Here is a 12,351-nt window from a genome sequence, read left to right on the forward strand (position 1 = left end):
ACAAGGAGATGGTGCTGCCGGGCGACAACGTGTCGATGAAGGTGAGCCTGATTGCGCCGATCGCCATGGAGGAGGGCTTGCGCTTTGCCATCCGCGAGGGTGGCCGCACCGTGGGCGCCGGCGTCGTCGCCAAAATCATCAAGTAATTTTGATGTACAATGGTGGGCTGTCCGCCCGCCATGTTCTCAAGAAAACGGGGGTGCGTGACCGCACCACCGTTTTTCGGGGTTTTAGGGGTATAGCTCAATTGGCAGAGCGTCGGTCTCCAAAACCGAAGGTTGAGGGTTCGATTCCTTCTGCCCCTGCCACAGATCACATCGCCGCGCATGCCGCGGCGCCATCATCCGGATTATGTCGCACCAGAACGTAGAAACAGTCAGCCGCGCCGCCGATCGCATCAAGCTCGGCCTGGCCGTGCTTGTAGTCGCTGCGGGCATCGTCGCATATTCGGTATTCGATACCCAGCCCATGGTCGTGCGCGTGGGCGCGTTCATCGGGGGCCTGATCCTGGCCGCCGTGATCGCCTGGTTCAGCGAAACCGGCCGGCGCACCATCGGGTATGCGCGCGAGTCCTACAACGAGACTCGTCGCGTGGTCTGGCCCACCCGCAAGGAAACCACCCAGATGACCGGGATCGTGTTTGCCTTCGTGGTGGCGATGGGCGTGTTGCTGTGGGTTGCCGACAAACTGCTGAGCTGGATCATCTATGGTCTGTTGCTGGGCTGGAATTAAGGAACCGAATGAGCAAGCGCTGGTATGTCGTCCATGTCTATTCGGGCATGGAGAAAAGCGTCCATAAGGCGCTGGCCGAGCGCATCGAGCGCGCCGGCCTGCAGACGTCTTTCGGCCGCATCCTGGTGCCCTCCGAGGAAGTCGTCGAGATCAAGGACGGCCGCAAGTCCATTTCCGAGCGCCGGATCTTTCCCGGCTACGTCCTCGTCGAGATGGACCTGACGGACGAGACCTGGCATCTGGTCAAGAACACCAACCGCGTCACCGGCTTCCTGGGTGGCTCGGGCAACCGGCCGGCGCCGATCTCCGAGCGCGAGGTCGAGAAAATCCTCTCCCAGATGGAAGAGGGCGTCGAGAAACCGCGGCCCAAGGTCCTCTTCGAGGTGGGCGAGATGGTGCGCGTCAAGGAAGGCCCATTTGCCGACTTCAACGGCAACGTCGAGGAAGTCAACTACGAAAAGAGCAAGATCCGGGTGTCGGTGACCATTTTCGGTCGCGCCACGCCGGTCGAGCTGGATTTCAGTCAGGTCGAGAAGGTCTGATCGTTTTACCGCCAGGCCGCCCTACGGTAAAGCGTCCCCTCGTGGACGCAAACCGAAGGCGCAGCGTGGTGGCATTTATTAACCACCGGGGAGCCTGCCGCATCCAGCGACAGGCGTTCGTACCCGACAGGAGCATCGCATGGCGAAGAAAATCGTCGGCTTCATCAAGCTGCAAGTGCCAGCTGGTAAAGCCAACCCCTCACCCCCGATCGGCCCCGCGCTGGGCCAGCGCGGGTTGAACATCATGGAATTCTGCAAGGCCTTCAATGCCAAGACCCAAGGCATGGAGCCCGGGCTGCCGATTCCGGTCGTGATCACCGCGTTTGCCGACAAGAGCTTCACCTTCATCATGAAGACTCCGCCGGCGACCATCCTGATCAAGAAGGCCGTCAGCCTGCAAAAGGGTTCGGCTCGTCCGAATTCCGCCAAGGTCGGCTCGCTCACGCGTGCCCAGGCCGAGGAAATCGCCAAGACCAAGCAGCCCGACCTGACGGCTGCGGATCTGGACGCCGCGGTGCGCACCATTGCCGGTAGCGCGCGCAGCATGGGTATCGACGTCGAAGGAGTGGTGTAATCATGGCCAAGCTGAGCAAGCGTGCGGCGGCCATTGCCGCCAAGATCGATCGCGCCAAGTTCTATTCCGTGGCCGAGGCCCTGAGCCTGGTCAAGGACACCGCCACGGCCAAGTTCGATGAATCCATCGACGTGGCCGTGCAACTGGGCATCGACCCCCGCAAGTCCGACCAGCTCGTGCGCGGTTCGGTCGTGCTGCCCGCCGGCACCGGCAAGTCCGTGCGCGTGGCCGTGTTCGCCCAGGGCGAAAAGGCCGACGCGGCCCGTGCCGCCGGGGCCGACATCGTCGGCCTCGAGGATCTGGCTGACAGCATCAAGGCCGGCAACATCGATTTCGACGTCGTGATCGCTTCGCCCGACACCATGCGTGTCGTCGGCGCCCTGGGTCAGGTGCTGGGCCCCCGCGGCCTGATGCCGAACCCCAAGGTCGGCACGGTCACTCCGGACGTGGCGACCGCCGTCAAGAACGCCAAGGCCGGCCAGGTGCAATACCGGACCGACAAGGCGGGGATCATTCACGCCACCATCGGCCGCGCGTCCTTCGAGGTCGAGCAGCTGCAAACCAATCTGGCCGCGCTGATCGAAGCGCTGAACAAGGCGCGTCCCGCCGCGGCCAAGGGCATCTACCTGCGCAAGGTCGCCGTCTCGTCCACGATGGGCGGCGGTGCGCGCATCGAGGTGGCCTCGCTGGCCGCTTGAGGCCGGCACAAGGAACTTTGGGCTGCGCCCGGCGCAAGCCGGGCGCCGCTGTCAAAGACCGCTGGAGCCCAGGCCCGCAGCATCGGGGCCGGGCTTAATCCCGGGCCGTTTGCCGGATCCAGCGTAGACGGCGCCCAGGAAGAATTCTTTATGAACTCGACCAGGTGCGCCGCATTCGGTTGACGCGAGGGAACCTCCCGAGCGTCGTTAGATGGAGTGTTCAACCATGAGTCTCAATCGCCAAGAAAAGGCGGTGGTCATCGAGGAAGTCGCGGCTGAAGTCGCCAAGGCCCAATCGATCATCATCGCCGAGTACCGTGGTCTGGACGTCGCCTCCGTAACCGTATTGCGCAAGACCGCGCGAGAATCGGGCGTGTACCTGCGCGTGTTGAAGAACACGCTGGTGCGCCGCGCCCTGGCTGGAACCCCCTTCGAGGGGATCTCGGCACAACTGACCGGACCGCTGATCTACGGGATCAGCCAAGACCCGGTCGGGGCCGCCAAGCTTCTGGCCGATTTCGCAAAGTCCAACGACAAGCTGGTCATCAAGAGCGGGGCTCTGCCCAACAGCCTCTTGGACCAAGACGGCGTCAAGGCCCTGGCCACGATGCCCTCGCGCGAGGAGTTGCTGTCCAAGCTCATGGGCACCATGCAGGCGCCCATTGCTCAGTTTGTGCGTACGCTCAACGAAGTGCCCACGAAGTTCGTGCGCGGCCTGGCGGCCGTCCGCGACCAAAAGGAAGCCGCCTGAGGCATCCCCCGTGGGCCGTTCATCGTTACGAACGACAACCAAACCTGGCTCATATACCTATCTGGAGTTCTTAAAATGGCATTAAGCAAAGCTGAAATCCTCGACGCGATTGCCGCGATGAGCGTGCTCGAACTGTCCGAGCTGATCAAGGAAATGGAAGACAAGTTCGGCGTGTCCGCCGCTGCCGCCGCGGTTGCCGTGGCTGCCGCTCCGGCCGCCGGCGGCGCTGCCGCCGCTGCCGAAGAGCAGACCGAGTTCACCGTCGTGCTGGCGGAAGTCGGCGCCAACAAGGTCAGCGTCATCAAGGCCGTGCGCGAAATCACCGGCCTGGGCCTCAAGGAAGCCAAGGACCTGGTCGACGGCGCGCCCAAGCCCGTCAAGGAAGGTGTCGACAAGGCTGCCGCCGAAGACGCCAAGAAGAAGCTCGAAGACGCGGGTGCCAAGGTCGAACTCAAATAAGACCTGGTTCACCCTGCCCGGGAAGCGCCAAGGCCTTCCCGGGCTTTTGCGTTTCCAGAAAACCTGTGTTCGACACCCCCATGCGGGCCGAGCCGGGTTCTCTGGAGTCGTAAACCATGGCCGTGGTTGACGGCCTAAGCAACCCTCGAGTCGGAGTGCTCATGCCTTATTCGTACACCGAAAAGAAGCGCATACGCAAGAGTTTCGCCAAGCGTGAGGACGTCCAGGACGTTCCTTTTCTGCTGGCGACTCAGCTGCAGTCTTTCAAAACCTTCCTTCAGGCGGACACGCCACCTGCCAAGCGCAAGGACGAAGGCTTGCAGGCGGCCTTCAATTCGATATTTCCGATCGTCAGCCACAACCAGATGGCGCGCTTGGAATTCGTCAGCTACGTGCTGGGCACGCCGGTGTTCGACGTCAAGGAATGCCAGATGCGCGGCCTGACCTACGCCTCGCCGCTGCGCGCCAAGGTGCGCCTGGTGCTGATGGACCGCGAGGTCAGCAAACCCACCGTCAAGGAAGTCAAGGAGCAGGAAGTCTACATGGGCGAGATCCCGCTCATGACCGACACCGGCTCGTTCGTGATCAACGGCACGGAACGCGTCATCGTGTCCCAGCTGCACCGCTCGCCGGGCGTGTTCTTCGAGCACGACCGGGGCAAGACCCACAGCTCGGGCAAGCTGCTGTTCTCGGCGCGCGTGATTCCCTACCGCGGCTCGTGGCTGGATTTCGAGTTCGATCCCAAGGACATCCTGTTCTTCCGGATCGACCGCCGCCGCAAGATGCCGGTCACCATCCTGCTGAAATCGATCGGCATGACGGCCGAGGCCATCCTCGCGTATTTCTCCAGCTTCGACCATATCGCCCTGCACAACGAAGGCGGCATGCTCGAGTTCGTGCCCGAGCGCTGGAAGGGCGAGATCGCCCGCTTCGACATCACCGACAAGAAGGGCGAGGTCATCGTCGAGAAGGACAAGCGCATCAATGCCAAGCACCTGCGCGACCTGACGGCCGCCAAGGTCAGCCACATCTCGGTGCCCGAGGACTTCCTGCTGGGCCGCGTGCTGGCCAAGAACGTCATCAATCCCGACACCGGCGAGGTCCTGGCCAACGCCAATGACGAGATCACCGAGACGATCCTCGCCGACCTGCGCACGGCCGGCATCCGCGACATCGAGACGCTCTACATCAACGAGCTGAATGAGGGCGCCTACATCTCGACGACGCTGCGCACTGACGAGACCGCCGACCAGACCGCGGCGCGCGTGGCGATCTACCGCATGATGCGTCCCGGCGAGCCGCCCACCGAAGAGGCGGTCGAGGCCTTGTTCCAGCGCCTGTTCTACAGCGAGGAAACCTACGACCTGTCGCGCGTGGGCCGGATGAAGGTCAACAGCCGCCTGGGCCGCGAGGAAGGCACCGGGCCGCTGACGCTCACCAACGACGACATCCTGGACACCATCAAGGTCCTGGTCGAGCTGCGCAACGGGCGCGGCCAGATCGACGACATCGACCATCTGGGCAACCGCCGGGTGCGCTGCGTGGGCGAGCTGGCCGAGAACCAGTTCCGCGCCGGCCTGGTGCGCGTCGAGCGCGCTGTCAAGGAACGTCTGGGCCAGGCCGAGACGGAAAACCTGATGCCGCACGATCTGATCAACTCCAAGCCGATTTCCGCGGCCATCAAGGAGTTCTTCGGATCCAGCCAGCTCTCGCAGTTCATGGACCAGACCAACCCGCTGTCCGAGATCACGCACAAGCGGCGGGTCTCGGCCCTGGGCCCTGGCGGCCTGACGCGCGAGCGCGCGGGCTTCGAGGTGCGCGACGTGCACCCGACCCACTACGGCCGCGTCTGCCCCATCGAGACGCCCGAAGGTCCGAACATCGGCCTGATCAACTCGCTGGCCCTGTATGCACGCCTGAACGAATACGGCTTCCTCGAGACGCCGTACCGCAAGATCATCGACGGGCGCGTCAGCGACCAGATCGACTATCTGTCGGCCATCGAGGAGAGCAAGTTCGTCATTGCGCAGGCCAACGCCCACCTGGATGACGAGGGCCGTTTCGTCGACGAGCTGGTGGCCTGCCGCGAGGCCGGCGAAACCATGCTGACGGCGCCGGGCAACGTGCACTACATGGACGTGGCGCCGTCGCAGATCGTCTCGGTCGCGGCCTCGCTGATTCCCTTCCTGGAGCATGACGACGCGAACCGCGCCCTCATGGGCGCCAACATGCAGCGCCAGGCCGTACCTTGCCTGCGTCCCGAAAAGCCGCTGGTCGGCACCGGGATCGAGCGCACCGTCGCGGTCGACTCGGGCACCACGGTGCAGGCGCTGCGCGGCGGCGTCGTCGACCACGTCGACGCCGAGCGTATCGTGATCCGCGTCAACGACGATGAAAACGTCGCAGGCGAAGTCGGCGTCGACATCTACAACCTGAAAAAGTACACCCGCTCGAACCAGAACACCAACATCAACCAGCGGCCCATCGTGGCGCGCGGCGACATGGTGGCGCGCGGCGACGTGCTGGCCGACGGCGCATCCAGCGACCTGGGCGAACTCGCCCTGGGCCAGAACATGCTGATCGCCTTCATGCCCTGGAACGGCTACAACTTCGAGGACTCGGTGCTGATCTCCGAGCGCGTGGTGGCCGACGACCGCTATACCTCGATCCACATCGAGGAGCTCACCGTCGTCGCCCGCGACACCAAGCTCGGGCCCGAGGAAATCACCCGCGACATCAGCAACCTGGCCGAAATCCAGCTCAACCGCCTGGATGACTCGGGCATCGTGCACATCGGCGCCGAGGTCCGCGCCGACGACGTGCTGGTGGGCAAGGTCACGCCCAAGGGCGAGACCCAGCTCACGCCCGAGGAAAAGCTGCTGCGCGCGATCTTCGGCGAAAAGGCCTCCGACGTGAAGGACACCTCGCTGCGCGTGCCGTCCGGCATGGTCGGCACCGTCATCGACGTGCAGGTCTTCACCCGCGAGGGCATCGAGCGCGACAAGCGCGCCCAGTCCATCATCGACGATGAATTGCGCCGCTATCGCCAGGACCTGAACGACCAGCTGCGCATCGTCGAGAACGACGCTTTCGACCGCGTGCGCAAGACCCTGCTGGGCAAGCCGGTCAACGGCGGTCCGCGCAAGCTCGCCAAGGGCACCGAGCTCGCGGCCGAGTACCTGGACAGCCTGGACCGCTGGCAGTGGTTCGACATCCGCCTGGCCGACGAGGACGGCGCGGTCGCGCTCGAACAGGTCAAGGAAGCCCTCGAACAAAAGCGCCACCAGTTCGACCTGGCCTTCGAGGAAAAGCGCAAGAAGCTCACCCAGGGCGACGAACTGCCCCCGGGCGTGCTCAAGATGATCAAGGTCTACCTGGCCGTCAAGCGCCGCTTGCAACCGGGCGACAAGATGGCCGGCCGCCACGGCAACAAGGGCGTGGTCTCGCGCATCACCCCGGTCGAGGACATGCCGCACATGGCCGACGGCACCCCCGTCGACATCGTGCTCAATCCGCTGGGCGTGCCCTCGCGGATGAACATCGGCCAGGTGCTGGAGGTTCACCTCGGCTGGGCGGCCAAGGGTCTGGGCCATCGCATCGCCGGCATGCTCGACGACGAGCGCGGCGTGCAGGTCAAGGCCTTGCGCAGCCAGCTGGACGCGGTCTACAACGCCTGCGGCGCGACGGTCCGGCTCGATGGCCTGTCCGACGACGAAATCCTCGACCTGGCACGCAACTTGCGCAACGGGGTGCCGCTGGCCACGCCGGTGTTCGACGGCGCGACCGAGGAGGACATCACCCGCATGCTCGAGATTGCCTATCCCGACGAGATCGCCGAGGACCTTCGGCTCACCAGCGGCCGCACCCAGGCCTGGCTGACCGACGGCCGCACCGGCGAGCAGTTCGAGCGTCCGGTGACCGTGGGCTACATGCACTTCCTGAAGCTTCACCACCTGGTGGACGACAAGATGCACGCGCGCTCGACCGGCCCGTACTCGCTGGTCACTCAGCAGCCGCTGGGCGGCAAGGCGCAGTTCGGCGGCCAGCGCTTCGGGGAAATGGAAGTCTGGGCGCTCGAGGCCTACGGCGCCGCCTACACCCTGCAGGAAATGCTGACGGTGAAGTCCGACGACATCTCCGGCCGTACCAAGGTCTACGAGAACATCGTCAAGGGCGATCACGTGATCGATGCGGGCATGCCCGAATCCTTCAACGTGCTGGTCAAGGAAATTCGATCCCTGTCCCTGGACATGGATCTGGAGCGTAAATAATGAAAGCGCTACTCGATCTCTTCAAGCAAGTCTCGCAAGACGAGCAATTCGACGCGATCCGCATCGGCATCGCCTCGCCCGAAAAGATCCGTTCGTGGTCCTTCGGCGAGGTGCGCAAGCCCGAGACCATCAACTACCGGACGTTCAAGCCCGAGCGCGACGGCCTGTTCTGCGCCAAGATCTTTGGCCCGATCAAGGACTACGAGTGCCTGTGCGGCAAGTACAAGCGCCTCAAGCACCGCGGCGTGATCTGCGAAAAGTGCGGCGTCGAGGTCACCGTGGCCAAGGTGCGCCGCGAACGCATGGGCCACATCGAGCTGGCCAGCCCGGTCGCGCACATCTGGTTCCTGAAGTCCCTGCCGTCGCGTCTGGGCATGGTGCTGGACATGACGCTGCGCGACATCGAGCGCGTGCTGTATTTCGAGGCCTGGTGCGTGATCGAGCCCGGCATGACGCCGCTCAAGCGCGGCCAGATCATGTCCGATGACGACTACCTGTCCAAGACCGAGGAATACGGCGACGACTTCCACGCCCTGATGGGCGCGGAGGCCGTGCGCGAGCTGCTGCGCACCATCGACCTCGACGCCGAGGTCGAAAAGCTCCGCGCCGAACTCAAGGCCACCGGCTCGGACGCCAAGATCAAGAAAATCTCCAAGCGCCTGAAGGTCCTCGAGGGTTTCCAGAAATCGAGCATCAAGCCCGACTGGATGATCATGGAGGTCCTGCCGGTCCTGCCGCCCGACCTGCGTCCGCTGGTGCCGCTGGACGGCGGCCGTTTCGCGACCTCGGACCTCAACGACCTGTATCGCCGGGTCATCAACCGCAACAACCGGCTCAAGCGCCTGCTGGAGCTGAAGGCCCCGGACATCATCCTGCGCAACGAAAAGCGCATGCTGCAAGAAGCCGTGGATTCGCTGCTGGACAACGGCCGTCGCGGCAAGGCCATGACCGGCGCCAACAAGCGCCAGCTCAAGTCCCTGGCCGACATGATCAAGGGCAAGAGCGGCCGCTTCCGCCAGAACCTGCTGGGCAAGCGCGTCGACTACTCGGGCCGTTCGGTCATCGTGGTGGGTCCGCAGCTGCGCCTGCATCAATGCGGCCTGCCCAAGCTCATGGCGCTCGAGCTGTTCAAACCCTTCATCTTCAACCGCCTCGAGATGATGGGCCTGGCCACGACCATCAAGGCGGCCAAGAAGCTCGTCGAGAGCCAGGAGCCCGTCGTCTGGGACATCCTCGAGGACGTGATCCGCGAGCATCCCGTCATGCTCAACCGCGCCCCAACCCTGCACCGCCTGGGCATCCAGGCCTTCGAGCCCCAGCTAATCGAGGGCAAGGCCATCCAGCTGCACCCGCTGGTCTGCGCGGCGTTCAACGCCGACTTCGACGGCGACCAGATGGCCGTCCACGTGCCGTTGTCGCTCGAGGCGCAGCTCGAGGCCCGCACGCTGATGCTGGCCTCCAACAACGTGCTGTTCCCCGCCAACGGCGAGCCGGCCATCGTGCCGTCGCAGGACATCGTGCTGGGCCTGTACTACGCCACGCGCGAGCGCATCAACGGCAAGGGCGAGGGCATGTTCCTCGCCGACCTGGCCGAGGTGCAGCGCGCCTATGACAACCACGAGGTCGAGCTGCAGACGCGCATCACCGTGCGCCTGCCCGAGTTCGTCAAGGACGAGAACGGCGAGTGGCAGCCCGAGCTGCATCGGTTCCAGACCACCGTCGGCCGGGCCCTGCTCTCGGAAATCCTGCCGCACGGCCTGTCCTTCTCGTCGCTGAACAAGGCGCTGAAGAAAAAGGAAATCTCGCGGCTCATCAACCTGTCCTACCGTCGTTGCGGCTTGCGCGCCACGGTGATCTTTGCCGACAAGCTGATGCAGTCGGGCTTCCGCCTGGCCACGCGCGGCGGCGTGTCCATCGCCATGGGCGACATGGTCGTGCCGACGGTCAAGGGCGAAATCCTGGCCCAGGCCAGCAAGGAGGTCAAGGAAATCGACAAGCAGTACTCCTCGGGCCTGGTGACCGCGCAGGAGCGCTACAACAACGTGGTGGACATCTGGGGCAAGGCCGGCGACCGCGTCGGCAAGGCCATGATGGAGCAGCTCGCGACCGAGCCGGTCGTCGACCGGCACGGCAATGAAGTGCGCCAGGAATCGTTCAATTCCATCTACATGATGGCCGATTCCGGCGCCCGGGGCTCCGCGGCCCAGATCCGCCAGCTCGCCGGCATGCGCGGCCTGATGGCCAAGCCCGACGGCTCCATCATCGAGACGCCCATCACGGCGAACTTCCGTGAAGGCCTGAACGTGCTGCAGTACTTCATCTCGACGCACGGGGCGCGCAAGGGCCTGGCCGACACCGCGCTGAAGACCGCGAACTCGGGCTACCTGACCCGCCGTCTGGTGGACGTGACGCAGGACCTGGTGATCACCGAGGACGATTGCGGCACCACGCACGGTTATGTGATGAAGGCCCTGGTCGAAGGCGGCGAAGTCATCGAGCCGCTGCGCGACCGGATCCTCGGCCGCGTGACCGCCATCGACGTCGTCAATCCCGACACGCAGGAAACAGTCGTCGCCGCCGGCACGCTGCTGGATGAGAATCTGGTCGAGCTCATCGACGAGGTCGGCGTCGACGAGGTCAAGATCCGCACGCCGCTCACCTGCGAGACGCGCCACGGCCTGTGCGCGCATTGCTACGGCCGCGACCTGGGCCGCGGCTCGCTGGTCAACAAGGGCGAGGCGATCGGCGTGATCGCCGCCCAGTCCATCGGCGAGCCGGGCACCCAGCTCACCATGCGGACCTTCCACATCGGCGGCGCCGCCTCGCGTTCGGCCATGGCCAGCTCGATCGAGACCAAGTCCGCCGGCACGGTGGGCTTCGCCATCGGCCTGCGTTATCTGACCAACGCGCGCGGCGACCGCGTGGCGGTGTCCCGTTCGGGCGAAATCGTCATCTATGACGACAATCGCCGCGAGCGCGAACGCCACAAGGTGCCCTACGGCGCGACCATCGCCGTGGGCGACGGGGACGCCGTCAAGGCGGGCCAGAAGCTCGCCAGCTGGGATCCGCTCACCCGGCCGATCGTCTCGGAATACTCCGGTACGCTGCGCTTCGAGAACATCGAGGAAGGCGTCACCGTGGCGCGCCAGCTCGACGAGATCACCGGGCTGTCGACGCTGGTCGTCATCACGCCCAAGACCCGCAGCACCGGCAAGACCATGCAGCGTCCGCAGATCCGCCTGATGGACGATGCGGGGCAGGAAATCAAGGTCGCCGGCACCGACCATCCGGTGGCGATCTCGTTCCCGGTGGGCGCGCTGATCACCGTGCGCGACGGCCAGCAGGTCGGCGTGGGCGAGGTCCTGGCGCGCATCCCGCAGGAATCGCAAAAGACCCGCGACATCACCGGCGGTCTGCCGCGCGTGGCCGAGCTTTTCGAGGCGCGTGCGCCCAAGGACGCCGGCATGCTGGCCGACGTCACCGGCACGGTCTCGTTCGGCAAGGACACCAAGGGCAAGCAGCGCCTGGTGATCACCGACATGGACGGCGTCAGCCACGAATTCCTGATCTCCAAGGAAAAGCAGGTGCTGGTGCACGACGGCCAGGTGGTCAACAAGGGTGAACTGATCGTCGACGGCCCGGCCGATCCGCACGACATCCTGCGCCTGCAGGGCATCGAGCGGCTGGCCTCCTATGTGGTCAACGAGGTCCAGGACGTCTACCGGCTGCAGGGCGTGAAGATCAACGACAAGCACATCGAGGTCATCGTCCGGCAGATGCTGCGTCGGGTCAACATCGTCAATGCCGGCGACACCAGCTTCATCACCGGCGAGCAGGTCGAACGCTCCGAGCTGCTGAACGAGAACGACCGCATGGAAGCCGAAGGCAAGCTGCCGGCCACGTACGACAACGTGCTGCTGGGGATCACCAAGGCCTCGCTGTCGACCGACTCGTTCATCTCGGCGGCGTCCTTCCAGGAAACCACCCGAGTGCTGACCGAAGCGGCCATCATGGGCAAGCGCGACGATCTGCGCGGCCTGAAGGAAAACGTCATCGTCGGCCGTCTGATCCCGGCCGGCACGGGCATGTCCTACCACATCGCCCGCCATGACAAGGAGATCTTCGAGGCCGCCGAGCGCCAGGCCGCGCGCGCCCTGGCCAATCCCTTCGAGGATCCCGCCGAAATGGCCCATGTGGGCCATGTCGAGGACCAGGACGACGGCGAGGATCCCTCTGCCGGCACCCAGGATCCTGCTGCGGAGTGAACCGGCGCCGGGCAGTCCCCAGGGGCGGCCCGGCACAGGGTGAATTCCGGCGGTCCTTC

The 12,351-nt window shown here is 64.8% G+C and carries 9 protein-coding genes and 1 tRNA gene; all 10 read left to right on the forward strand.

The genetic code is table 11. From position 1 onward, the window contains the following. The first annotated feature begins 8 nt into the window (after positions 1 to 8). On the forward strand, positions 9 to 146 hold the full coding sequence (locus OOZ48_RS17865; protein ID WP_442867613.1) for a hypothetical protein: 138 nt from the start codon (positions 9 to 11) through the stop codon (positions 144 to 146). An 86-nt stretch (positions 147 to 232) separates the two neighbouring features. Further along, positions 233 to 308 (forward strand) — tRNA-Trp (locus OOZ48_RS17870). A gap of 43 nt (positions 309 to 351) precedes the next feature. After that, positions 352 to 732 carry a preprotein translocase subunit SecE gene (gene secE / locus OOZ48_RS17875; RefSeq protein ID WP_269500177.1) on the forward strand — a complete coding sequence of 127 codons (381 nt, stop codon included), beginning with the start codon at positions 352 to 354 and terminating at the stop codon, positions 730 to 732. Positions 733 to 740: 8 nt separating this feature from the next. Continuing rightward, complete coding sequence (gene nusG, locus OOZ48_RS17880) at positions 741 to 1,274, forward strand: transcription termination/antitermination protein NusG (RefSeq protein ID WP_269500178.1); 534 nt, start codon at positions 741 to 743, stop codon at positions 1,272 to 1,274. A gap of 139 nt (positions 1,275 to 1,413) precedes the next feature. Further along, a complete protein-coding gene (rplK, locus tag OOZ48_RS17885; RefSeq protein ID WP_269500179.1) occupies positions 1,414 to 1,848 on the forward strand; it encodes a 50S ribosomal protein L11 in 435 nt (144 codons plus the stop codon). A gap of 2 nt (positions 1,849 to 1,850) precedes the next feature. Further along, positions 1,851 to 2,546 (forward strand): 50S ribosomal protein L1, encoded by a 696-nt coding sequence (rplA, locus tag OOZ48_RS17890; protein ID WP_269500180.1) that lies wholly within the window; start codon positions 1,851 to 1,853, stop codon positions 2,544 to 2,546. A 226-nt stretch (positions 2,547 to 2,772) separates the two neighbouring features. Beyond that, positions 2,773 to 3,297 (forward strand): 50S ribosomal protein L10, encoded by a 525-nt coding sequence (gene rplJ, locus OOZ48_RS17895; RefSeq protein WP_269500181.1) that lies wholly within the window; start codon positions 2,773 to 2,775, stop codon positions 3,295 to 3,297. Between the two features lie 75 nt (positions 3,298 to 3,372). Continuing rightward, a complete protein-coding gene (gene rplL, locus OOZ48_RS17900) occupies positions 3,373 to 3,756 on the forward strand; it encodes a 50S ribosomal protein L7/L12 (protein WP_269500182.1) in 384 nt (127 codons plus the stop codon). A 161-nt stretch (positions 3,757 to 3,917) separates the two neighbouring features. After that, on the forward strand, positions 3,918 to 8,027 hold the full coding sequence (gene rpoB / locus OOZ48_RS17905; RefSeq protein WP_269500183.1) for a DNA-directed RNA polymerase subunit beta: 4,110 nt from the start codon (positions 3,918 to 3,920) through the stop codon (positions 8,025 to 8,027). Beyond that, the gene (rpoC, locus tag OOZ48_RS17910; protein WP_269500184.1) at positions 8,027 to 12,292 is read left to right on the forward strand and encodes a DNA-directed RNA polymerase subunit beta'; all 4,266 of its coding nucleotides are present in this window, start codon (positions 8,027 to 8,029) and stop codon (positions 12,290 to 12,292) included. Before rpoB ends, rpoC begins: the two co-directional genes overlap by 1 nt. Positions 12,293 to 12,351 lie beyond the last annotated feature (59 nt).

This window comes from Castellaniella sp. S9 (assembly GCF_027257175.1).
Classification (GTDB): Bacteria; Pseudomonadota; Gammaproteobacteria; order Burkholderiales; family Burkholderiaceae_B; genus Castellaniella.